General features: G+C 70.5%; 19 protein-coding genes and 1 pseudogene. 8 read left to right on the forward strand and 12 right to left on the reverse strand.

What is annotated here, in order from left to right:
* Positions 1-15: 15 nt before the first annotated feature.
* Positions 16-1,374: an MFS transporter gene (locus ACIO3S_RS04215; RefSeq protein ID WP_400459815.1), complete on the reverse strand. Its 1,359-nt coding sequence runs from the start codon at positions 1,372-1,374 to the stop codon at positions 16-18.
* Positions 1,375-1,525: 151 nt separating this feature from the next.
* Here ACIO3S_RS04215 and ACIO3S_RS04220 point away from each other — a divergent pair, with 151 nt between their 5' ends.
* A complete protein-coding gene (locus tag ACIO3S_RS04220) occupies positions 1,526-4,324 on the forward strand; it encodes an FAD-binding and (Fe-S)-binding domain-containing protein (RefSeq protein WP_400459818.1) in 2,799 nt (932 codons plus the stop codon).
* 12 nt (positions 4,325-4,336) lie between these two features.
* On the opposite strand, the gene ACIO3S_RS04225 is transcribed toward ACIO3S_RS04220, so the two are convergent.
* On the reverse strand, positions 4,337-4,708 hold the full coding sequence (locus ACIO3S_RS04225; protein ID WP_400459821.1) for a DUF4267 domain-containing protein: 372 nt from the start codon (positions 4,706-4,708) through the stop codon (positions 4,337-4,339).
* A gap of 256 nt (positions 4,709-4,964) precedes the next feature.
* Here ACIO3S_RS04225 and ACIO3S_RS04230 point away from each other — a divergent pair, with 256 nt between their 5' ends.
* Positions 4,965-6,176 carry a class I SAM-dependent methyltransferase gene (locus ACIO3S_RS04230; RefSeq protein WP_400459824.1) on the forward strand — a complete coding sequence of 404 codons (1,212 nt, stop codon included), beginning with the start codon at positions 4,965-4,967 and terminating at the stop codon, positions 6,174-6,176.
* Between the two features lie 10 nt (positions 6,177-6,186).
* Positions 6,187-7,155 (forward strand): hypothetical protein, encoded by a 969-nt coding sequence (locus ACIO3S_RS04235; RefSeq protein ID WP_400459827.1) that lies wholly within the window; start codon positions 6,187-6,189, stop codon positions 7,153-7,155.
* A gap of 38 nt (positions 7,156-7,193) precedes the next feature.
* Here the strand turns inward: ACIO3S_RS04235 and serC are convergent, their stop codons facing one another.
* Entirely contained in the window at positions 7,194-8,309 is a 1,116-nt protein-coding gene (serC, locus tag ACIO3S_RS04240; RefSeq protein WP_400459830.1) for a phosphoserine transaminase, read from the reverse strand.
* Positions 8,310-8,352: 43 nt separating this feature from the next.
* Between serC and ACIO3S_RS04245 the strand changes: the two genes are divergently transcribed.
* Positions 8,353-8,832, forward strand: coding sequence for a GNAT family N-acetyltransferase (locus ACIO3S_RS04245; protein ID WP_400459833.1), 480 nt, complete (start codon positions 8,353-8,355; stop codon positions 8,830-8,832).
* 69 nt (positions 8,833-8,901) lie between these two features.
* On the opposite strand, the pseudogene ACIO3S_RS04250 reads toward ACIO3S_RS04245, so the two are convergent.
* A pseudogene (locus ACIO3S_RS04250) lies at positions 8,902-10,048 on the reverse strand (citrate synthase 2).
* Positions 10,049-10,111: 63 nt separating this feature from the next.
* On the opposite strand from ACIO3S_RS04250, the gene ACIO3S_RS04255 reads away from it, so the two are divergent.
* The 4 genes from ACIO3S_RS04255 to ACIO3S_RS04270 are packed head-to-tail and all read left to right on the forward strand — an operon-like array spanning position 10,112 to position 13,669.
* Positions 10,112-10,615, forward strand: a complete 504-nt coding sequence (locus tag ACIO3S_RS04255; protein ID WP_400459836.1) for a hypothetical protein — start codon at positions 10,112-10,114, stop codon at positions 10,613-10,615.
* 43 nt (positions 10,616-10,658) lie between these two features.
* The gene (gene pdxH, locus ACIO3S_RS04260; RefSeq protein ID WP_400459840.1) at positions 10,659-11,306 is read left to right on the forward strand and encodes a pyridoxamine 5'-phosphate oxidase; all 648 of its coding nucleotides are present in this window, start codon (positions 10,659-10,661) and stop codon (positions 11,304-11,306) included.
* Positions 11,303-13,306: a beta-galactosidase gene (locus tag ACIO3S_RS04265; RefSeq protein ID WP_400459843.1), complete on the forward strand. Its 2,004-nt coding sequence runs from the start codon at positions 11,303-11,305 to the stop codon at positions 13,304-13,306. Before pdxH ends, ACIO3S_RS04265 begins: the two co-directional genes overlap by 4 nt.
* 27 nt (positions 13,307-13,333) lie before the next feature.
* Complete coding sequence (locus tag ACIO3S_RS04270) at positions 13,334-13,669, forward strand: DUF234 domain-containing protein (RefSeq protein WP_400461061.1); 336 nt, start codon at positions 13,334-13,336, stop codon at positions 13,667-13,669.
* On the opposite strand, the gene ACIO3S_RS04275 is transcribed toward ACIO3S_RS04270, so the two are convergent.
* The 8 genes from ACIO3S_RS04275 to ACIO3S_RS04310 form a co-directional block, all read right to left on the reverse strand.
* Positions 13,623-14,996 carry a hypothetical protein gene (locus tag ACIO3S_RS04275; protein ID WP_400459846.1) on the reverse strand — a complete coding sequence of 458 codons (1,374 nt, stop codon included), beginning with the start codon at positions 14,994-14,996 and terminating at the stop codon, positions 13,623-13,625. The genes ACIO3S_RS04270 and ACIO3S_RS04275 overlap by 47 nt on opposite strands.
* A 2-nt stretch (positions 14,997-14,998) precedes the next feature.
* On the reverse strand, positions 14,999-15,625 hold the full coding sequence (locus ACIO3S_RS04280) for a hypothetical protein (RefSeq protein WP_400459849.1): 627 nt from the start codon (positions 15,623-15,625) through the stop codon (positions 14,999-15,001).
* Positions 15,618-17,468, reverse strand: coding sequence for a hypothetical protein (locus tag ACIO3S_RS04285; RefSeq protein ID WP_400459852.1), 1,851 nt, complete (start codon positions 17,466-17,468; stop codon positions 15,618-15,620). The genes ACIO3S_RS04280 and ACIO3S_RS04285 overlap by 8 nt, the downstream gene beginning before the upstream one ends.
* Complete coding sequence (locus ACIO3S_RS04290; protein ID WP_400459855.1) at positions 17,465-18,130, reverse strand: hypothetical protein; 666 nt, start codon at positions 18,128-18,130, stop codon at positions 17,465-17,467. Before ACIO3S_RS04290 ends, ACIO3S_RS04285 begins: the two co-directional genes overlap by 4 nt.
* The gene (locus ACIO3S_RS04295; protein ID WP_400459858.1) at positions 18,127-19,692 is read right to left on the reverse strand and encodes a hypothetical protein; all 1,566 of its coding nucleotides are present in this window, start codon (positions 19,690-19,692) and stop codon (positions 18,127-18,129) included. The genes ACIO3S_RS04290 and ACIO3S_RS04295 overlap by 4 nt, the downstream gene beginning before the upstream one ends.
* Positions 19,689-20,723: an AAA family ATPase gene (locus ACIO3S_RS04300; RefSeq protein ID WP_400459861.1), complete on the reverse strand. Its 1,035-nt coding sequence runs from the start codon at positions 20,721-20,723 to the stop codon at positions 19,689-19,691. Before ACIO3S_RS04300 ends, ACIO3S_RS04295 begins: the two co-directional genes overlap by 4 nt.
* Positions 20,716-21,339 (reverse strand): nicotinamide riboside transporter PnuC, encoded by a 624-nt coding sequence (gene pnuC / locus ACIO3S_RS04305; RefSeq protein ID WP_400459864.1) that lies wholly within the window; start codon positions 21,337-21,339, stop codon positions 20,716-20,718. Before pnuC ends, ACIO3S_RS04300 begins: the two co-directional genes overlap by 8 nt.
* A gap of 165 nt (positions 21,340-21,504) precedes the next feature.
* Positions 21,505-23,214 carry a S8 family peptidase gene (locus tag ACIO3S_RS04310; protein WP_400459867.1) on the reverse strand — a complete coding sequence of 570 codons (1,710 nt, stop codon included), beginning with the start codon at positions 23,212-23,214 and terminating at the stop codon, positions 21,505-21,507.
* Between the last annotated feature and the right edge of the window lie 166 nt (positions 23,215-23,380).

A 23,380-nucleotide genomic window follows, 5' to 3' on the forward strand; every position in this document is an offset into this window, starting at 1 on the left:
CCCACCGTAGACCCGTCAGACGGAGGTCTTCTCCGGGGTCTCCTCGAGCGCCACGTCCTTGGTCTCCTTGCCGATCACCAGCGAGATCAGGGTGATCACGGCCATCACGGAGAGGTAGACGCCAACCAGGACCGGCGAGCCGTCGGCCTGCTTCCACAGCGCGACCGCGATGAACGGCGCGACCGCGGCGCCCAGGATCGAGGCGACGTTGTAGGAGATGCCGGAGCCGGTGTAGCGCACGCTGGTCGGGAACAGCTCCGGCAGCAGCGCACCCATCGGGCCGAAGGTGAGGCCCATCAGGGAGAAGCCGAGGACGAGCCAGAGGAGCACGCCGACGGTGCCGGCGTCGACCAGCGGCACCCAGGCCAGGCCGAAGGCGATGATCCCGAGGGTGACCGCGATCAGCAGCCGGCGGCGGCCGAAGCGCTCGGCCAGCGGCCCGGAGACCATGGTGAAGATGCCGAAGAAGATCACGCCGAAGATCAGCATCAGCACGAAGGTGGTGTAGCCGTAGCCCAGGCCGGGAACCGGGAGGTCCGTGCCGGCGGTGCCGAACGACAGCGAGAACGCGGTCATCAGGTAGAAGAGGACGTACGTCGCCAGCATGAAGAAGGTGCCGAGGACCAGCTGCTTGCCCTGGTTGCGCACGACCGAGGCGAGCGGGACCTTGCGGACCAGACCGGCGTCCTGGCTCTTGGTGAACACGTCGCTCTCGACCAGGCGTAGCCGGACCCACAGACCGACGATGACCATGACCGCGGAGAAGAGGAACGGCACCCGCCAGCCCCACGCCAGGAAGGCGTCGGAGGGCTTGGTCGGGTCGGCGCCCTCGGCGGAGAGCAGCGCCGCGATCGTCAGGAACAGGCCGTTGGAGAGGATGAAGCCCAGCGGCGCGCCGAGCTGCGGGAACGTACCGAAGATCGCGCGCTTGCCCTCGGGGGCGTTCTCGGTCGCGACCAGCGCGGCACCGCTCCACTCGCCGCCGAGCGCGAAGCCCTGGGCCAGACGCATCAGCACGAGCAGCGCGGTCGCGACCCAGCCGACCGTCTCGTACGTCGGGAGCGCACCGATCAGGAAGGTCGCGATGCCCATGGTGAGCAGCGAGATGACCAGTGTCGTCTTGCGGCCGAGCCGGTCGCCGAGGTGGCCGAAGAAGATCGCCCCCACCGGGCGGGCGACCATCGCGGCGCCGAAGACCGCGAAGCTCGCCAGGAGCGCGGTGGTCGGGTCGCCGGCCGGGAAGAAGAGGGCGGGGAAGACGAGGACGGCTGCGGTCGCGTACGCGTAGAAGTCGTAGAACTCGATCGTCGTGCCGACGAGGCTGGCGACGAGCACGCGCGAGCGCGGGTTGGCCGGTGCGGGGGTGGCGGACATGGTCTCTCTCCGAGGTCTGGAAGTGCCCGCGCTCTCGCGGGCCGTCCCATTATATGAGAGTCGAATATCGCTCAATGAGACGGGTTCGCGTTGTGGTCATCGACGGTGGGCGCTGACCGGTGACCGTGCTGAGGTCTGTGACAATGAGCGGGTGAATGCGACTGCCTCGGATCTGGCGAATGAGCTGCGCAACCAGGGGATCAGCCGGGTCGACGACTCGCCACTGGCCCGGGCGCTCTACTCCAGCGACGCGAGCCTCTACCGGGTCGTGCCCTCCGTCGTCGTACGGCCGCAGTCCCGCGACGAGCTGCTCGCGGTGCACGCGGTGTCCCGTTCGTCCGGGGCGCCGGTGACGATGCGAGGTGCGGGCACCTCGATCGCCGGCAACGCCGTCGGGTCCGGGATCGTCGTGGACACCCGGGACCTGCGGACCATCTACGAGATCGACCCGGAGGCGCGGACCGCGCGGATCGACCCGGGTGTCGTGCACGCCGACCTGCAGCGGGCCGCTGCTCCCCACGGACTGCGCTTCGGGCCCGACCCGTCCACCCACACCCGCTGCACCATCGGCGGCATGATCGGCAACAACGCCTGCGGCAACCGTGCGCTGGGCTACGGCCGCACCGTCGACAACATCGAGGCGCTGACCGTGCTCTTCGGCAACGGCGAGCAGGCGACCTATGCCGATGGCGTCTCCACGGGGGAGACGGCGGAGCGGCTCCAGGCGCTCGTCGGCGCCAACCTCGGTCACGTGCGGACCGAGTTCGGCCGGTTCGGGCGCCAGGTCTCCGGCTACTCGCTCGAGCACCTGCTGCCCGAGAAGGGCGGTCGGGTCGACCGGTTCCTGGCTGGCACCGAGGGCACCCTGGCGACCATCCTGGAGACGACCGTGCGGCTCGTCGAGGACTCGCCCGGGCGGCTGCTGTTGGTGCTCGGCTACCCGACGATGGCGGAGGCGGCCGACGCGGTGCCTGCGCTCCTCCGGGTGGCGCCGGGGCGGCTGATCGCCTGCGAGGGGATGGACGCCCGGATCGCCGACCTGGTGCGCGCCAAGGGCCGCGCGGTGCCGGACCTGCCCAAGGGGGCCGGCTGGCTGATGGTCGAGGTCGCCGGGCAGGACGCCCCTGACCTGGTGAAACGTATCGCCGCGGAGTCGGGCGCGCTCGAGTCGCGAGTGGTCGTCGATCCGCTCGAGGCGGCCGCGCTGTGGCGGATCCGCGAGGACGGTGCCGGGCTGGCCGGGGTCTCGCTGCCCACGCCGGCCCACTCCGGCTGGGAGGACGCCGCGGTCCCGCCGGAGCACCTCGGTGCCTGGCTGCGCGACTTCGAAGGGATCCTGGAGTCCTTCGGTCTGCACGGCTACCCCTACGGCCACTTCGGTGACGGCTGCATCCACTGCCGCATCGACTTCCCGTTCGCGCCCGACGCGCCGGAGTCGGCCCAGGTGTTCCGCGAGTTCATGACCGCGTGCGCCACGCAGCTGGTGACCTACGGCGGCTCGCTGTCGGGCGAGCACGGTGACGGGCGGGTGCGCTCGGAGCTGTTGCCGATCATGTACGACTCCACCTCCATCGATCTCTTCGAGCAGGTCAAGGGCATCTGTGACCCCTCGGAGCTGCTCAACCCGGACAACATCGTGCGGCCCGCGTCGATCACCGAGGACCTGCGTCCGGTGCGACCCCGTGCCCTTCCCCGGACCGGCCTGCGGCTGATCCACGACTCCGGTGACCTGGGCGCTGCCGTGCACCGCTGCACCGGCGTCGGCAAGTGCGTGGCCCCGAAGACCGCCGGCGTGATGTGCCCCTCCTACCTCGCGACCCGCGAGGAGAAGGACGCGACCCGTGGACGCGCGCGTGTGCTCCAGGAGGCGCTCGACGGGTCGCTCGTCGGTGGGCTCGGCGACCCCGCGGTGAGCGAGGCGCTCGACCTGTGCCTGGCCTGCAAGGGGTGTGCGTCCGACTGCCCCACGGGCATCGACATGGCGACGTACAAGTCCGAGGCGCTCTACCAGAAGCACGACGTCCTCGGGGAGCGGCGGCCGCGATCGCACGCTCTTCTCGGGCAGCTGCCGAAGTGGGCGCGGCTCGCGGCACCGTTCACCGGCATGGCCAACGCGTCGCTGAAGATCTCGCCGCTCGCCAAGATCGCCAAGAAGACCGCCGGCATCGACCAGCGGCGCTCGATCCCCGCGTTCGCACCGAAGACGCTGAAGCGGTCGGCGCCGACCGCGAAGCTCCCCGAGACCCCCGACGTGTGGATCTGGGCCGACTCCTTCACCGACCACTTCTTCGCCCAGTCCGGCCACGGCGCGATCGCGTGGCTCGAGTCCCAGGGTCTGACCGTCCGCGTGATCGGCGAGAAGGCCTGCTGCGGGCTCACCTGGATCACCACCGGCCAGCTCGATGACGCGCGCAAGATCATGGAGAAGACCGTGCGTACGCTCGCCCCCTATGTCGCCTCCGGCGTCCCCGTCGTCGGCCTGGAGCCGTCGTGCACCGCGACGCTGCGGTCGGACTCGGTGGAGCTCTCGGCGCTGCCCGAGGCGGAGGTCGTACGTGACGGGATGCTCACCTTCGCCGAGCTGGTGAAGCGGCTGGTGGGCGAGGGGCGGGCGACGCTGCCCGACCTGACCGGCGTCGAGGTCGTCGCCCAGCCGCACTGCCACCAGCACGCCGTCCTGGGCTGGGTCGACGACGAGGCGCTGCTGACCCAGGCCGGTGCGAAGGTCACCCGGGTCTCCGGGTGCTGCGGCCTGGCCGGCAACTTCGGGGTCGAGGAGGGGCACTACGAGGTGTCGGTCGCGGTCGCGGAGACCCACCTGCTCCCGGCTGTCCGGTCCCACCCCGACGCCGTCATCCTGGCCGACGGGATGTCGTGCCGGGTCCAGCTCGACGACCTCGCCTCGGTCCCCACCATGCACCTCGCCGAGCTCTTCGCCTCACGCGTCTGACGCCCGGCTGGATCAGCTCAGCCAGAGCAGCGCCACGGCGACGAGCATCAGGGCCGCGGTGAGTCCGTGGACCCCGAACGCGCGCGCCTTGCTCCCTCGGTTGCCGAGGATCACGAGCATGTCGCCGACCGGGATCATGGCCTCGACGAGGACCACCCAGGGCACGGCGTCGGGTTCCACGAAGATCAGCGGGATCAGGACGAGGCCGCTGGCGATGTCGCGTACGCCCTTGAGCTGCCACCAGGCGCGGGCCTCGGGGGCGGGCAGGACCGGCAGGCCGAAGCCGGCCGCGTTGGCCTCGTTCCTCAACAGGTACATCACGCCGATGTAGATGATCCCCAGGGCGACGATCCAGATCAGGACCATTCCGATGGTGTACAGCATTTCCGCTCCTCAGATTGTCTGTGCAAGATTTTCTAGCAATGCTAGATCACGGAGTCGGTTACGTCTAGCGGTGCTAGATTTTTGCTGTGGGGGCTCGGGCCATCGCGCTGCTCGCCGCCTGAGGCGGCTGCGGCGATGGGTGTTGGCACCCGGGCCGCGCCTAGACTGAAGCGGTGAACCCGCGTTACCGCCGAATGATCATTCCCGGCGCGCTGGTCGCCCTTCTGCTGGTAGTCGTCATTGCTGGGGTGCTGAGTTGAGCAGGGAGTCCGAACCGCTGCTGCGGGCGCTGAATCGGATGCGGTCGGTGATCCTCGATCCCGACCAGCTGGTCAAGGCGGTCGCGTCCGGCAAGCAGCGTGGCAGCGCACCGAAGTGGCGTCGCGCCGAGATCCGCTATGTCGACCTGAAGGCCGGACGACACCTGCAGATCACGACGTACGACGCGACCCAGGCGTTCACCGCGAACCACCCGGTGGGCGACCCGACCGCGCTGGACGATCTGCTCGACGTACCGTTCGCCAACTGGGTCGTGACGACCGCGACCGAGCAGACCCAGATCCAGGCGAAGTCGCCGACGACGGCACTCGTCTCGACCACGGAGCTGACCGCTCCGGTCGAGGCCGAACGCGGTCACGACCAGGCAAAAGAGCGGCTGCTGCCGGAGTCAGATCCGGTCTTCCGGGTGCTCGGGCTCTCGGACAAGGACGGCAAGCTGAAGCCGTCGCGCCAGGCGAAGTACCGCCAGGTCGAGGAGTTCCTGCGCCAGCTCGACGCCGCCCTGACCGACGCGATGAAGTCCGGCAAGGTCCGCACGCCCACCGCGGAGGAGCCGCTGCGGATCATCGACCTCGGCGCCGGCAACGGCTACCTGACCTTCGCGGCCCAGCGCTACCTCACCGAGGTCCGCGAGCTGCCGGTCGTCGTCACCGGCGTCGACGTCAAGGAGCAGTCCCGGGAGCACAACTCGAAGATCGCGGCCGAGCTCGGGGTGCATGCCGAGTTCGTGGCCGGGACGATCGAGGGCGTACAGCTCGACGAGAAGCCCGACGTCGTGCTCGCTCTGCACGCCTGTGACACCGCCACCGACGACGCCCTCGCCCGGGCGATCGAGTGGGAGGCGCCGCTGGTGCTGGCCGCGCCGTGCTGCCACCACGACATCGCCGCCCAGCTGCGCAAGGCCCCGACGCCGGCGCCCTACTCCATGCTCACTCGGCACGGCATCCTCCGGGAGCGCTTCGCCGACACGCTGACCGATGCCCTGCGCGCGAGCCTGCTGCGCCTGTCCGGCTACCGCGTCGAGGTCGTGCAGTTCGTGGAGAGCCAGCACACCCCGCGCAACACCATGCTCCGCGCGATCCGCACCGGCTCGCCGGTCAAGGGCGGCTCGGTGAAGAAGGAGTACGACGAGCTCGTGGCCGAATGGGGCGTACGTCCGAAGCTCGGCGAGCTGCTCGCGGAGCGATGAGATCCGGGCGATGAAGGCGGTCGTCACCGCGGGCGCACTCGGGCTCGTGCTGATCTCGGCCGTGCCCGCGAGCGCCGCGGGTGACGACGTGCTCTTCGCCTTCTCCGACCTGACGATCAGCGAGGCCAGCGCGCTGACGCCGCTCGGCAAGGGTCTGTACGCCACCACCAACGACTCCGGCGACAGCGGGCGCGTCTTCACCGTCGACTCGAGCGGTGACACGGTCGGCGTGACCCACTGGGCCGCCGACCCGGTCGACGTCGAAGGTCTCGCTCCTGCCGGCGGCAACCACGTCTGGGTCGGCGACATCGGCGACAACAACAGCGTCTGGGACTCGATCCGGATCGCAAAGGTGCGTGTCGGGCGGGGCGAGCGCACGGTCTCCCCGACCGTCTACGAGCTCGTCTATCCCGACGGGCCGCACAACGCCGAGTCGCTGCTCGCCCACCCCGACGGCCGGGTCTTCGTCGCCACGAAGGACTGGGGAGGCGGGCGGCTCTACGCCGTGCCGAGGCGCCTCGACCCCGACGGTCCCAACCGGTTGAAGGAGGTCGCCCCGGTCATCCCGATGGCCACCGACGGCGCCTTCTTCCCCGACGGCAAGCACCTGGTCGTACGCGGCTACTACTCCGCCACGATCTACGCCTGGCCCTCGATGGACCGGGTGGGCTCCTTCCGGACCCCTGACCAGGAGCAGGGCGAGGCCATCGGCGTCACCTCGAAGGGCGAGGTGGTCGTGACCAGCGAAGGCATCCGCGCCGAGGTGATCAGGGTCGATCCCGAGCTGGTCGGTGAGGTGCTCGGCGACGAGCCATCCCCGACCGCCGACCCGACCACCGACCCGATCCCGGACGAGGCTGAGCCGGAGAACGAGGGCGACGGTGGGGACGAGGGTGAGGATGACGGCGGTTCCGCCGGGCCGATCGCCCTGGTGGCGCTCGCTGTCGCTGCGTACTTCATCTTCCGCAAGCGCACCTGACGCCGAGTCGGCTCGTCATGACGAGCCGACCCGACGGATCAGAGGCGGTCGACGACCCAGTCGATGCAGGCGGTGAGGGCCTCGATGTCGGCGGCGTCGACGGAGGGGTACATCGCGATCCGGAGCTGGTTGGTGCCGACGCCGCGGTAGGCGTCGAGGTCGACGACGCCGTTCTCGGCGAGCACGCGCCGCAGCTCGTCCTTGTCGATGCCGGCGTCGAGCTCGACGGTGCCGACGACGAGGGAGCGGTGGGTGGGGTCCTCGACGAACGGGCGGACGTACGGCGCCTTCTCGGCCCACGTGTAGAGCGCGTCGGAGGAGGCGGTGGTGCGGGCGACCATCGCGTCCAGCCCGCCGGAGGAGTTCATCCAGTCGAGCTGCTCGGCCATCAGGAAGAGCGTCGCGACCGCGGGGGTGTTGACGGTCTGCGCGCTGCGGGACTGCTTGATCGCCTCGGTCAGCGAGAAGAACGACGGGATGTGCCGGCCGCTCGCCGCGATCTCCTCGGCCCGCGCGATCGCGGCGGGGGAGAGCAGGGCCAGCCACAGACCGCCGTCGGAGGCGAACGACTTCTGCGGCGCGAAGTAGTAGACGTCGCTCTGGGTCACCTCGAGCGGCAGCCCACCGGCGGCCGAGGTCGCGTCGACGACGGTGAGCTGGTCCGCGCCCGCGCCGGCGGGACGTACGACCGGAGCCATCACGCCCGTCGAGGTCTCGTTGTGTGTCCAGGCGTAGACATCGACGTCGTACTCGTACGCCGGCGCGGCCAGCGAGCCCGGATCGGCCGAAATCACCGACGGGTCGGCCAGCCACGGCGCCGCCTTGGCCGCGGAGAGGAACTTCTTGCCGAACGCCCCGAAGACGGCGTGCTGGCTGCGTTCGCGCACCAGGGCGTACGTCACCAGGTCGAAGAACGCCACCGAGCCACCGTTGCCGATGACGACCTCGTAGCCCTCCGGCAGGGAGAACAGATCGGCCAGCCCGGTCTGCACGCGGCGGACGAGATCCTTCACCGGCTGCTGCCGGTGAGAGGTCCCCATCACCGACACTCCGGTCGCGGCGAGCGCCTCCAGGCGGCCGGCCGGCACCTTGGACGGCCCGGACCCGAAACGTCCGTCGGCGGGCAGGAGGTCGGCGGGGATCTGCAGCGTCATAAACCCATTCTCGCAAGTCGCGGGCATCGGCCAGAATACCGACGTGTCTGTTGAGATTCGCCGGGTCGCGTACGACCACCCTGATGCTCAGAAACTGGTCGACCGGGTCCAGGAGTTCTACGTCGAACGCTACGGCGAACCCGACCACGACCCGACCGTGCCGGAGATGTTCGAGCCGCCCGCGGGCGCGTACTTCCTGGGCTACCTCGACGACGTCCCGGTCGCCTCTGGTGCCTGGCGACGCTCTGGGGAGCCCGCACTCGGGACCGTGGCGACCGCCGAGATCAAGCGGATGTACGTCGTGCCCGAGGCCCAGGGTCAGGGGCTCGCCAAGCGGATGCTCGCGCATGTCGAGGCATCAGCCCGCGGCGCCGGCTTCGAGGCCATGGTCCTCACCACCGGCGGCCTCCAGCACGAGGCCATCGGTCTCTACGCTGCCAAGGGCTATGTCGACGTCGAGCCCTTCGGCTTCTACAAGGACGACGACCTCGTGGTCTGCATGGCCAAGCGCCTCGACGGCTGACCCGCTACCGACCCCCACAACGCAGGAACCGACCGGCTGAAGCCGGTCGGTTCCTTGAGTATCAGGCGTCTACTTCGCCCAGTCGGCGTTCCAGCCCTCGACCGCGTCGGCGGGGCGGGGGGGCGGGGCCGGTGTAGATGGCGCTCGGGCGGATCAGGCGCCCGGTCTTCTTCTGCTCCAGGATGTGGGCGGACCAGCCACCGGTGCGGGCGCAGGTGAACATCGAGGTGAACATGTTGGCCGGGATCTGGGCGAAGTCGAGGACGATGGCGGCCCAGAACTCGACGTTGGTCTCCAGGACGCGGTCGGGGCGCCGGGCGCGGAGCTCCTCGAGCGCCGCCTTCTCCAGGGCCTCGGCGACCTCGTAGCGGGGCGCGTTGAGCTCGCGGGCGGTGCGGCGCAGGACGCGCGCACGCGGGTCCTCGGCGCGGTAGACACGGTGGCCGAAGCCCATCAGCCGCTCACCGGAGTCGAGCAGGCCCTTCACATAGCCGGAGGCGTCGCCCGACTTCTCGACGTCCTCGATCATGCCGAGCACGCGTGAGGGCGCGCCACCGTGCAGGGGCCCGCTCATCGCGCCGATCGCGCCGGAGAAGGCCGCGGCCACGTCGGCGCCGGTGGAGGTGATCACCCGGGCGGTGAAGGTGGAGGCGTTCATGCCGTGCTCGGCGGCCGAGGACCAGTAGGCGTCGATCGCGTGGGCGTGGGCGGGGTCGGCCTCGCCACGCCAGCGGATCAGGAACCGCTCGGCCAGGGTCTTGCCCTTGTCGACCTCGCGCTGCGGCACGATCGGCAGGTGGATGTCGCGGGCCGACTGGCCGGCGTACGAAAGGACCATGACGGCCACGCGGGCGAGGTCCTCACGGGCCTGCTCGTCGGAGATGTCGTAGGTCTGCCCGAACCCGAAGGCGGGCGCGAGCATGGGGATCGCGGCCTGGACGTCGACGCGCACGTCACCGGTGTGCACCGGCAGGTTGTAGGCCTCTGCGGGCGGCAGGCCGGGGCCGTATGAGCCGTCGATCAGCAGGCCCCAGACGTTCTCGAACGGCACGCGGCCGACGATGTCCTCGATGTCGACCCCGCGGTAGCGGAGGGCTGAACCCTCTTTGTCGGGCTCCGCGATCTGAGTCTCGAAGGCCACGACGCCCTCGAGACCGTGCTGTACCTGGCTCACTGCCTTCTCCGTTCCTCTGCTGTCACGGGCATTGTGCCGCATCCTGGCTTCGAGCCGGGCGTGGGGAGCGGCCATGGTAGGAGGCGCGCCGCTAGTGTCGCCCCCATGGACCTCGGGAAGCTCGTCGGTGGCCTCAACGCCAAGGACATCGACAAGGTGATCACGCTGATCACCGAGAACAAGGACGCGCTGGCGTCGATCGAGCGGCTGCCCAAGCTGTTCGACACCTTCGGCGAGGGCCTCGCGGAGGCCGGCGGGCGCGCCCGCGAGGCCGGCTCCGTGCTGGTCGGGGACGGCGCCGGCGGCGTCAAGGGGACGCTGGGCGACGTCGCCACCTCGCTGGGTGGGATCTCGGCGGCGATCTCCAAGGGCGTCGACCGGCTCGCCGATGTCGCCGAGGGCCTCGGCCGCGTGCCGATGGCAGACGGTCCCGCCAAGTCGATCGCGAGCGCGGCGAAGGAGATCGGCGGCGCCGGCTCGGCGCTCGACGACCTCTCCGGCTCGCTGGAGACGATCGCGGAGCTCCTGGCGAAGGTCGGCTCGGCGCTGGAGCAGCTGGGTGACAAGCTCGACGAGTCGGGCACCCAGGTCAAGGGCTTCATGGGCTGAGTCCCATGGGCTGAGTCCGTGCGTAGGGTCGTAGGTTGAGACCATGGATCTCTCAGCCGAGCTGGCCGCAGCGCGCGAGTCGTACACCCGCAGTGGTCTGACCGAGGGTGACCTCGCGGACGACCCGTTCGAGCAGTTCGAGAGGTGGTACGCCGAGGCGCGGGACGCGGGCATCGTCGAGCCCAACGCGATGGTGGTCTCGACCGTCTCACCGGACGGCGCGCCCTCGTCGCGGACCGTGCTGCTGAAGGGCTTCTCGACCGAGGGCTTCACGTTCTTCACCAACACCGCCTCCCGCAAGGGCTCCGACCTCGCGCACAACCCGCGCTGCGCGGTGCTCTTCCCGTGGCATCCGCTGGAGAGGCAGGTACGCATCGACGGGCTCGCCCACGAGCTCTCCCGAGAGGACGTCGAGGCCTACTTCTCCCAGCGCCCGCGCGGCTCCCAGCTCGGTGCGCACGCCTCCCACCAGAGCCGGGTCGTCGCCGGACGCGAGGAGCTGGAGGCGGCGTACGAGCGGATCGAGGCGCAGTTCGACGGCCAGCCGGTTCCGGTGCCGGAGGAGTGGGGCGGCTACCGGGTCGAGCCGGAGGCGGTGGAGTTCTGGCAAGGGCGCCCCGGGCGGATGCACGACCGACTCGTCTACCGGCGTGAGGGCGAGAAGTGGCGTACCGAGCGACTGGCGCCATGACCGGGATGGAGCAGGTCACCCGGGCCTTGGGTGGGCGGATCGCCTACGGCGCCGACTACAACCCGGAGCAGTGGCCGGAGGAGGTCTGGGACGAGGACGTACGCCTCATGCGGGAGGCCGGGGTCAACCTGGTCAGCGTGGGGATCTTCTCCTGGGCTCTGCTGGAACCGGAGCCGGGCAGCTATGACTTCGGCTGGCTCGACCGGGTGCTCGACAAGCTGCACGCCGGCGGGATCGCCGTGGACCTGGCGACCGCGACCGCGAGCCCGCCGCCGTGGTTCCTCGAGCGTCATCCGGAGGCGACGCTCGTCGACCAGATCGGCAACCCGCGCGCGTTCGGCGCGCGCCAGGCGTACTGTCCCTCGTCGACCGCCTACCGCGAGGCCGCCACGACCCTGATCACCGAGCTGGTCAAGCGGTACGACGACCACCCGGCGGTGGTGATGTGGCATGTCAACAACGAGTACGGCTGCCACAACGACCACTGCTTCTGCGACGCCAGCGCGGTGGCTTTCCGGCGCTGGCTGCAGAGCCGCTACGGCGCCGTGGACGAGCTCAACGAGGCCTGGGCGACCGCCTTCTGGAGCCAGCGCTACACCAGCTGGGAGCAGATCGGGCCGCCGCGACAGGTCTCCTACGGCAACTTCGCCAACCCCGGTCAGCAGCTCGACTGGTGGCGGTTCTGCTCCGACGAGATCCGCGACATCTACCGGGTCGAGGCGGCGGCGGTGCGGGCGCACTCCGACAAGCCCCTGACCACCAACTTCATGGGCTTCCGCAAGTCGCTCGACTACCGGAGCTGGGTCGACGTCGGGGACCTCGTCTCCAACGACCACTACCTCGACGCCGCCGACGAGGACCGCGCCCAGCAGCTCGCCATGACCGCCGACCTGACCCGCTCGCTGGCCCATGGCGCACCGTGGCTGCTAATGGAGCACTCCACCTCCGCGGTCAACTGGCAGCCGCGCAACATCGCCAAGACCGCCGGCGAGATGCGCCGCAACTCCTTCCAGCACGTCGCCCGCGGCGCGGACGGCGCCCTGTTCTTCCAGTGGCGTGCCTCGCGTGGTGGAGCGGAGAAGTTCCACTCCGCGATGGTTCCGCACGCCGGCACCGAGAGCCGGCTCTGGCGAGATGTCGTACGCCTCGGGGCGGATCTCTCCGCGATCGCGGAGGTCGCCGGCACCCGCGTGGAGCAGGCCAGCGTCGCGATCGTCTTCGACTGGGACTCGTGGTGGGCGGCGACCTTCGACTCGCACCCGTCGGTCGACGTCGACCCGATGGCGACCACCCGGGCCTGGCACAAGGCCTGCTGGGCCCGCAACCTCGGCGTCGACGTCGTGGGTGTGACCGACCCGCTCGATGGCTACGACGTCGTGGTTCTGCCCGTCCAGTACCTGCTCGCCGACGAGACCGTGGACCGGCTCACCGCCTTCGTCGAGGCCGGCGGCACTCTGGTCGCCACCTACTTCACCGGGATCGTCGACGAGCATGACCACATACGGCTGGGCGGCTACCCGGGCGCGCTGTCCGATCTCCTCGGCGTGCGGATCGAGGAGTTCTGCCCGCTTCCCGAGGGCGACGAGATCCCGCTGACCGCCTACGGCTCCGGCGCGATCTGGAGCGAGCGGGGCCGCGCCGTCGGGGCCGATGTCGTCGCTGCGTACGCGACCGGCGACTGCGCCGGCGACCCGGCCGTCACGCGCCGACGCGTCGGCAAGGGCACCGCCTGGTACGTCGGCACCGAGCTCATCCCCGACGCCCTCGACACCCTGGCCACCCAGATCTTCACCACGACCAAGCCGGTCGTCGGAGGTCTCCCCGAGGGCGTCGAGGCGATCCGGCGAGTGGGTGAGCAGGGGACGTACGTCTTCGTCATCAACCACACCCACGAGCCGGTCATCGTCCCCGTCCGCGGCACCGACCTGCTCTCGGGCAACGAGGGCGGCCCGCACCTGGTCCGCGCGGGTCAGGTCGCGGTCATCAGGGAGGATCGCTGAGAGCGTCGAAGATTACTCTCGCTCGCGATACAATCACGGGAGAAACTATTCTCCGCGCGTGAGGAATGGCCGGAGGTGCGGGCCGTCGGCGGGTGGTGGCCACGCAGTAACAATCCCGAGATCGACCTCGTCGGTGCCGACACGCGCCCTGCCAATCAGATCGCGTTCGTCGGCACGGTGAAGTGGCGTACGGACAAACCGCTGAGCGAGCGTGACCGGCACCAGTTGGCGCGGGACTCGACCGCTGTCCCGGGCGCCGATCCACGCACCGACATGGTCGGAGTCTGCCCGGCCGGCGCCGAGCCGGAGGCGGCTTTCACGAAGGTCTGGACTGCCGACGACCTTCTGGATGCGTGGCGCTAGATCTGTAGCGGCGGGGTTTGCCCTCGCCCAGGTCGGCGAGAGTCGCGACGCGACGGACGGTGACGTCCAGGCCGAGCATGGCTCCGAGGCGTGCCGCCACCACGGACGCGTCGCCGCCGGCGATGGTCGCGACGACGGTGCCGTCGGCGGCCTGCTCCACCGACCAGCCACGCGCGCCCGCGTCCTGGAGATGCTGGGTGAGGTCGACGCAGGGGACCAAGGTGCCGGTCGGGGTGACGAAGACGGTGGCCTCGCGCCCTTCGAGGGCATCGATCGCGAGCCTGCCGTCGACGCGAACCAGGCGGCCGGTGTCGCCGGTGCGGTAGCGGACCAGCGGCAGAAAGCCGTTCTCACCTGCGGTGACGACGATCTCCCCGATCTCGCCCTCAGGGAGCGCGGAGCCGTCGGGACCGATGATCTCGACGTGCACCCGGCGGTCGGCGACGACGAACGGGCCGCCGTCGGTGCTGACCGCCACCGGCCGGGTCTCGTGCAGCCCGTAGACGTCGATCACCGGGCACTCGAAGGCCCGCTCCAGATCGGCGCGCAGCGTCGCGCTCAACGCCATCGCGGAGGAGATGATCGCGATCGGGCGTGCGACGTCGCGGAAGTCGAGGAGATGCTCCAGCGACGTGGGGTGCCCGGAGATCACCTGCGGGTCGGCGTCGCGGAGAAACGCCCGCTGGCTCTCGAGAGGCCACTCGCCCGGGTGCAGGTTCACGCGCGCGACGAGGCTCTCGCCGAAGCCGGGAGCGACCGAGACGTACGTGAACGCCTGGCGCTGCCACACGACCTGCACCACGGCGAAACGAGCCGGATCCGGCGCCCAGCCGTCGGTCAGTCTGGCGACCAGGTCGCGCAGCCAGTGGAAGCCGCGGGCCAGCTCGTCGGGATCGTCCGGCATGACCAGAGCCGTCCCGGTGCTCCCCGAGGAGGTGCCGTGCAGCATCCGCCCGTAGTCGGCGTCCAGCGGCACGAACCCACCGATGTCGTCGACCAGGTTCTGCCGGCTGATCAGCGGAAACTCACCGAGGGTCTCGAGCGGCCCCTGATGTCGACGGTACGCAGGCAGTGACCGTGCCACCGCCAGGTGCTGCTCCAGCCAGCCCTCGAGCGGGAGCTGCGACCGGGCCGCCTCCTGCTCGGCCGGAGTGAGGCGGTGGCCGACCCGGTGCCGCCAGACCGGTGCGGCGGGATGGTCGTACGCCGCGGCCAGGCGAGCCTCCCCGGCAGCCGAGAGCCCCGGCCAGCGTTCGGCGTCGGTGAGGGCGGCCGATGCCATCGGGGTGTATTCGGCCAGGTCAAGCGGGTCCTGTGTCTCGCTCACGGTCACTCCGGGCTGTAGCGGCTGGCGGCCTCACGTGCGCGCGCGTCCTCCAGGCGCCGCCGGATCTCGGAGCGGTGCTCGCGGTCGCGCCGGGCCCGTTCGAGCGCCTCGGCGCGGGCGGCGGAGTCGAGGCGCGACAACAGCGCGCGGGCGTTGCGCTCGTCCTCGCGGGCCGGCAGCTGCCCATTCCACAGCAGGAAGGTCCGCGCCGCCTCCTCGCGGCGCTCGGACTCCTCGACCCAGCGTTGCGGTTCGACGACCGCGGCCAGGCGCAGTGAGAGCGTCACCAGCGCCCGGTCGAACCGGTCCTCGCGCAGCGCGGCCGAGAACGGTCCCGCCAGCTCCTGCGAGGCGACCAGCCACAGGACGACCCCGGCTCCCTGGCGCGCGACCGGCTTCCCGGTCGCGGCCACCCTCCGGGCAGCCGCGATGAACGGCCCGCCAGAGGTGTCGAGCACGTCCCCGGCCAGCGCCACGATGTCGACGGCGTCGTCGAGGAACCACGACGGCGTGGTCGAGATCCGGGCCATCACCTCGTCGACCGACGGGCCGGGCGTCAACCCGTCCCAGGCGGCGTCGACATCGAGCTCCTCGTCGAGCCAGGTCTCGAACAGGTCCTCATCAGCCACGAGCTGCTCCTTCCGGGGTGTAGGCGGCGATCCGCGCGGCGAGCGCCGCGCACGCCTCGGGCGCCTGCATCACGTCCGGGATCTCGGCGACGTCGTAGCCGAGCCGCTCGGCCTGCTCGCGGGCCTGCCCGCGCCAGTGTCCGATGATCATCAGTGACCCGGTGTCGATCACGCGCCGCACGGCGGGGGCCACGTCGGCGTACTCCTCCTGGCCGCGGCCCAGGAACGTGTCCAGCCCGGCGTCGGAGAGCACCACGAGGTGGCGCTGCCCGTCCTTGGGCTGACGAGACTCGGGATAGCGCGCACGCAACAGGTCCAGGGGAAACGTCGTGCCGCCGCCGAAGTAGGTGGTCAGCTGTCGCATGATCTCGACCCGGTCGCGGGTGTAGGAGCTGTCGCCGGCGACCTGGCCGGCCGAGCTCCACGAGGTGACCCGCACCCGCCCGCCGCCGCGCAGCACCGAGAGCGAGAGGATCGTCCCGGCGACGATCGCGGCCGAACCGCGCTGCGGGTTCGTCATCGATCCCGAGGAGTCGAGGTAGAGGTCGAGCAGAACCGGCTCGTACGCCGGCTCGGGCTCGTCCGCGATGAACGTACGCCGCCGAGTGGTCACTCCCGGCACGAACACCGCACCTGTGGTCAGCGTCGCCGGCCAGTCCAGCTCGGCCAGGTCGTCGCCGAGCTCCCACTCCTCCACGGGGCCGGGGATCGCGGGGCCGGCGGGAGCGAGCCCGCGCTGCACCAGGGGCGCGACGTGCGGGCGGGCCTCGGCCTCGTACCAGGCGGCCATCACCGCGTTGGGGTCGGCGCCGGCCATCAGCTCCAGCGTCCGGGCCAGCCCGAGGGCCTGCCCGCTGCCGTCGGAGGCGGCCGCGGCGGCGTCGCCGTCGGCGAGGACGACCTCGGCGTCGTCGGGATGCACCAACGGCGTCTGCAGCCGTGGGTCACCGATCGCTCCGGCCAGCTCGGCCGCGCTGGGGGCGCCCGGCGAGTCCTCGTGGCATCCGCTGCTCGTGAAGCCCAGCAGCAGGTAGGGCGCCATCACCATCGCCCAGGGCACCGCGCCGCTGACCGGGTCGGAGGCGAGCGTACGCACCACGTCGGCCACCGTCGTCGCGTCGTGAGCCGGGTCGAGGCCCGCGCGCGGGTCGTACTCGAGCTCGGCGACCTCCCGTTTGGCCTGGTAGGACTCGTGCCGCTGCTTCGACTTCGAGCCGTGCAGGCGACGCCGGGCACTGCGGAGCTGTTGCTCGTAGTCCGTCTTCCACCGCGTCGGCGGCGCGGGCCAGGCGAGGGAGCCCTCGGGAAGCCGCCAGAGGAGCTCGTACGCCCGCTGCACCACCCACCACAGCTCGTTGTCCTCCGCTCCACGCAGCCCCTTGGCCAGAGCAGGCGCCGCGAGGGCCTGGGTGAGCCGCACCATGTCGGGGGTCTCATCCGGGGCGAGCCGGGCGCGCTGCAGCTGCATCACCCGGTCGTTGATCAGCATGTCGGACCACAGGTTGGCGCAGAACCCGCTCGCGGCGACCAGGTCGAGGCGGTGCTGCCGGTCGTAGAGGTCGATCACTCGCGCCATCTGCTGACGGATCTTCAGCGAGTCGACCCGGGTGCTCGGGGAGAGCACGTGATGGCCGATCTCGTGAGCGAAGACGCTGGTCAGATGCCCTTCTCCGCCGTGGCGGGCGAGCTCGCCGGGGTCGACGTTGACCTCCGGCGGGAACCCGAACCAGGCGAAGCTGCCCTGGTCGGAGCGGGTGTGCACGACCGGGTCATGGAGGTCCACACCCCACAGGTCGAGGGCCGCCTCCCAGGCCTCGCGCTCCGCCGCGGTCGGCGCTCTCACCCGGCCTCCCGCACGACCTCGAGCAGGTAGGACGTGGGCACACTGACCACCCGTACGCCGGCGGTGCCGGGGTCGCCGGTGTCCGCCGGGTCGTCGCCCGCCAGTGAGACCGAGTGACCGAACAGGTCGGCGTCGACCGCCCACAGCTCCTCGCCGACCTCCACCAGCCACCGTCCGTCACCGTCCGCGATGACGTCGCCCGGGTGCGCCAGCCAGGGTCCGCCGAGCCCTGCGAAGCCGCCGATCCGGGCGATCAGATAGGCACGGCCCAGCTGCTGCCAGGCGGGCCAGAAGAACCGGTCCGTACGCTGCCCGTCGACGAATCCGGCCACGTCGGTGCCCGGCATTCCCAGCGTCGCGCCGACCGCGTCGACCAGCCCGGCGTCGAGACAGGACGACGCCGCGCGGAGGGCGTCCTTGCGGAGCCCGATGACTCCCGCCCGCCAGGCGGCCACGGCGGCCAGGTCCTGGACCGCCGCGGCCTCGGGCAGGGGCCCGGACGACAGCGCGGCTGCCAGCGACGTACGGAAGAGCCCGGTGTCGCCGCCCCAACGGGCGACGTTGGCTTCGGCGAGCTCCAGGTCGAGCCCGGTGACGGCAGGCAACCCGCCCGGTCGTCGAGCCACCGAGGCGTTCACGGAGTGCCCAGGACGCCGGATCATGAACCCTCCAGCCAGTGGAGGTAGTTGGAGTAGCGCTGGTGGAGATACTTCAGCGCGACGAGGTCGTCGTAGTCGCGGCCGTAGATCTTGCCGACCTTCGAGATCCGGCCGACCTCGGACTCGATCCGGGTCAGCCGCTGCGAGACGGTCAGCCGGTCGAGCCCGTCCAGGCCGCCGCCGAGCTCGGCGAGCAGATCCCCGACGGGATCGGAGGCCTCGAGGCCGAGCGCGACGAACTGCTTCATCGCGGTGTCGAAGAGATCGACGAGCCAGGACGCCGGGTCGTGGGCGAGCTCCTTGTCGCCTGCCTCGAACCGCGGGTGCTGCGGGTTGGGCAGCAGCTTCCCGCGGAGAACGAACGGCACCATGGCGCGCACGTCGTCGAGCCCGACGGACGAGGCGCCGCGGAACCACGCCGACGCCTTGGCGTACAGGATCAGGGTCTGCAGCGCCCGCACGGAGAGTCCGTTCAGGGTCTGCGCACCGAGGTCGACCACCAGGTCGGCGCCGGAGTTGGCGTCGATGACCGCGCTCACGTCCCCGCCGGCGGTCGCGACGACGTCCTTGGTGCGGTACTCGAACCGCCGCCCGCCGTGCTGCACGAACTCGAACTGCCCGGTGAAGTACTCCAGCCTCCGGCGTACGTCCGCGGGCAGCGGCACCGCCCGGATGGCGGCGAGCATCGTCGACTGCTCGTCGGAGGAGAAGACCAGGGAGGACGGCACGTGCTCCTCCGGCCGCTCACCGGCCTCGACCCGGGTGACCAGCTCGTCGAAGAAGCGGCCGTTGAAGCCGAACGCCTGCACGGTGACGTCGAGCCGGTCCTTGAGGGCCTGGATGACCTGGAAAGTGCCGCCGCCGGAGTCGTCGTTGGCGGTGAAGAACCAGCTCTCGACACCCGCGTCGGGGGCGGTGCGGCGCAGCTGGTCGTGGCTCTCCACGTAGCCCTCGGCGACCATGGTGAGCAGCGCCGACTGGGTCTTGGTGGGGATGCGGTTGTACTCGTCGACGATCTTGACCTTCTGGGTCAGCCAGGACTTCCAGGCGATCGTGATCTCCGCCAGCGAACCCGCGGCGACGAGGTCGCGCGGCAGCGGCAACCCGACCAGGTCCGACACGGTCAGCTGCGGCTGCCCCTGCTGCAGGTGGCGGCGTACGTCCTCCGGGGTCGCCCCGGACAGCACCCCCATCAGCACCGCGAGCGTCGTCTTGCCACGGCCGGGCCCGCCGATCATCAGGCACTTCCCGCCGACCGCGAACGTGAGCAGCGGCAGCAGTACGTTGGAGGAGTAGGCCGGCTGGGTGGGCAGCGTGATCTCCGCGCCGGCATCGCCGAGCGGGAACCGGTTGGCCTTCGCGGCATCGAACTCGACGTCGTAGAACGGCGAGATCACCGCCTTGTTGACCAGCCAGAAGTAGGTACGTCGCAGCTTCTCGTCCAGCTCGACGGTCTCGTCGGGGGACCTGAAGAGGTCGGCGGCGGTGAGCCCGTCGCGCGGCCCGCCGTGCTGGACGTGCGGCACGGTCGGCGATGCCGACGTCTTCTGCCAGCGATCACTCATCTACCCAGCTCCTCAAGTGACGGGCCGATCCGGTTGTTGTGTCCGAGCAACGGCTCCAGGAACCCCTTGGTCGCGGCGAGTCGCGCCTCGACGCTCCCGCGGACCTCGAACCACGGCACCGGCTGCCCGGCCAGCATCTCGCGGAATCGCTCCTGCATCCCGTGCCGGACGTGCTCGCCGTCGCGCAACCCATCCTGCACGAACGGGATCTCGTCTCCGGTCAGGACATAGGCGACCGGCCGGTGCGCCGCCGCGCGCTCGACCAGGTGAGGTGGTGTCGGGCCGACGTAGCGCTCGTGCCACAGCGTCGTCGCCAGTACGTCGGTGTCACAGACCAGAACTGGCTTCGGCACCCGTCTGCGGGCGGCGTCCTCCCAGCCGATCTGCCGGTCCACGATCAGGTCGAACTCGTCGCTGCGCCAGGGCGTGAACAGGCCGCCGGGACGGATCTCCGACCAGAGCCGGCCATATTCAGGGACGCAGTGGGTTCCCAGGTCAGCGGCCAGCCTCTCGGCCAGCGTGGTGGTCCCGGTCGACTCCGCGCCGAGCACCACGACCCGCTCGGTGAGCCAGGCGCGGACCGGAGCCGGCAGGTCGGCCCAGTGCTCGGTCAGGTCGGGGCGTACGGCGGTGCCGGAGACGGGATTGAACACCCGCCCGGGATCGACCTGGACCCACGTCGCATCCAGCCGCCGGGCGAGCTCCTCGCCGTAGGCGTCGGAGGAGAAGACCGCGTCGACCGGGCCGGGGAGCAGCTCGGAGATGACGACCATGTGCTCGTCCCAGGCGGCCGGGTCGTCGAAGTCGACCCGCGCCTCGTCCATCGCGGCGACCACGTGGGCGGTCGGGTGCTCCTCGCGCAGCCACTCCGCCCGCACCTCGAGCGGGATGGTCTCCACCTGCGAGCCGAGGAGCTCGACGGTGACCCGGTCACATGCCCGCAGGGCCGCGCGGATGAGCGCCTGGTGGCCGGCGTGGAACGGGTAGAACTTCCCGAGGACCAGCCCGTGCGTGAAGCGCTTCTCAGACACCCGCGACCTCCGGCTCGCGGTCGGCGACCAGCACCCGGCGCCAGTCCCGCAGCGCCACCAGGATGATCACGCAGAAGCCGAGGTAGAGCACCGCGGTCGGCCACAGGCCCTTGTAGGCGTACAGACCGACGGAGACGACGTCGACGGCCAGCCAGACCAGCCAGCACTGCCACCAGCGGCGGTTGAGCATGATCTGCGCGATCACGCTGCCCGCGGTCACCGTGGCGTCGGGAAGCTCGGTCGTGGAGTCGGTGAAGGCGAACAGGACGTACGCGATCGCCGTCAGCGCCACCACGAACCCCAGCGCCAGGAGCAGCAGCGTGCGGGCCGAGGCGACGCCGACGAACGCCTCGTCACGGCGCAGCTGCGCCTCCGACTCCCGTCGCCGGGCCATGGCCCAGTCGACCCAGCCGGTCACCGAGAGCACCATGAACATGATCTGCAGCGCCGCGTCGGCGTAGAGCGCACTCTCGGCGAAGACGACCAGGTAGAGCGCGGTGTTCGCGATCCCGATCGGATACGTCCACATGCTCCGCCGTGCCGCCAGGATCACGCATGCCGCCCCGGTGACGACCCCCGCGATCTCGACCCAGTGCGCCACCCACCAACTCTGCATGGCCGAACCCTATGGGACGCGAAGGGCCCGGATGCTCGGGTTGAGCATCCGGGCCCGTGGTGGCGGTAGGAATCCCCGGTTAACCGGTGAAACCTGCACTTCTCAGGTGTTGCAATGCCAGAGAAGTGCAGGGATACCCGGTTAACCGGGTATCCCTGCAGCTGGTCAGTGGCTGACCGCCGCCTTGGCGTCGACGATGCCGCTGCCGTAGAAGCCGTTCGGGGCCTCGCCACCCTCACAGGTGTGGGTCGAGGTCGCCGTCGTGCCGTTGGGCAGGTGGCGTACGTAGGTGAAGTCCGCCGGGACCGGGCAGGCCTTGTCGGTGGCCGACTTGAGCAGGATCTTCTCGACCTTCTTGGGCGAGAGGGTCTTGCCGGAGTAGTCGCGGCTGCCGTACTCGCCGACGATCAGCGCGGCCACACCAGCAGCGTGCGGGGAGGCCATCGAGGTGCCCTGCAGGTACTGGTAGTAGGAGCACTCACCGCTGGAGCAGTCCGCGACCGCCCACGGCACCAGGACCTCGCCGGTCGCCGGGTCGATCGCGCCCTCGGCAACACCGAGGTCGTACGGGTAGGCGGCCAGGATGGTGGCGGCGTAGTCGCGCGTCCCGTCTGCAGTGTCGTACGCATCCCCACCAGGCGCCGCGACGTCGACGAAGCCGTCGCCGTAGCTGGAGTAGTAGGACTTGCGCTCGGACGGACCGGTGGAGCTGACCGCGATGACCCCGTTGCCCTCGGTGGGCATCGAGACGCACGACTCCGGGTCGAGCAGGTCACGGACGTAGGCGGCCTCGCCGGGCTCGCTGGCGTAGTCGGGGCTGCTCGCGTCGGTCTGCGGCTTGGTGTAGTCGATCGCCTGGTTGCCGGCGGCCGCGACGAGGGTGACGCCACGGGCGCGGGCGTAGTCGAGGGCACGCTGCATCGCGGTGATGATCGTGACCTGCTCGGCCTGGTCCGCGGCCGAGTCGGCGGGGTGGTTGGTGCAGTTGAACAGCCACGGGTCGACGTAGTAGCTCATGTTGACCACGTCGATGCCGTTGCGGCCGGCGTAGGTCAGCGCGTCGACCGACGGCTGCAGGAAGAAGTAGCCGGAGTCCTGGCCGGCGCGCAGGTTGACGATGTCGGCCTCCGGGGCGACGCCGGTGATGCCGACGCCGTTGACCGGCGAGGCGATGGTGGAGGCGACGTGGGTGCCGTGGCCGTTCTCGTCGACGTCGGCCGCGTCGCTGCAGGACGCGTCGGGCTCGTCCTCACACGGACCGTCGACCGTGGCGCCGTTGGCGTCGACCGGGATGTCGGTGGTGAAGTTGCGGCTCAGTCGCGCGTCGAAGTTGGGCGCGATGTCGGGGTGCGACCCGTCGACACCGGTGTCCAGAATGCCGACGCGGACACCCTTGCCGCGCTCGGTCTTGTTGGCCGCCGCGGCGTCGATCTGCTTCATGTCCCACTGCAGACCGGAGAGCGGCTCCGTGGATCCCTTGGGCTTCGGGGTCTTGGGTGCGGTGCCCTTGCCGGACCGGAACTCGGTCTCGACCTTCGACACCTCCTGCTTGCGTGCCTTGCTGGCCGCGTCAGGAGTCGTGGCGCCCACGATCCTGTCCTGGGCCGCGCCGACGAGGGCGTTCGAGGCGTTGGCCGCCTCGGCGAATCCCTCACCCGCGGTGACCGTCGCGACTCCGATGGCACTGTTCTCAGAGATGATCTCGCCCCCCGCGGCCTTCACCGCGGCACGGGCGCTGGCGGCCGAGGATCCCTCGGCATATGCCACGACATAGCGGACCTCCTGGTCAGAGGTGGCGTTGCCCGAGTTCGCCATGACGAGGGTGCCGGTGACCCCCAGCGCGACTGCGGCCGCGCCTGTCAACAACCTACGCATGCTGTCTCCATTCCTGGATTCGGTGGTCGAGATTGTCGGGACCACCGCTGCCATGGCCCTTGTCGGCCCGACAGTGGGGCCCAGCATGCCCTAGTCCGCATCCGGTCGAACAGGGTTTGGGAGGAGCATCCACCCATAATTAGGTTTGTGAGTGAGTACTCACTCA

Source organism: Nocardioides sp. NPDC087217 (genome assembly GCF_044744805.1).
Taxonomy (GTDB): domain Bacteria; phylum Actinomycetota; class Actinomycetes; order Propionibacteriales; family Nocardioidaceae; genus Nocardioides.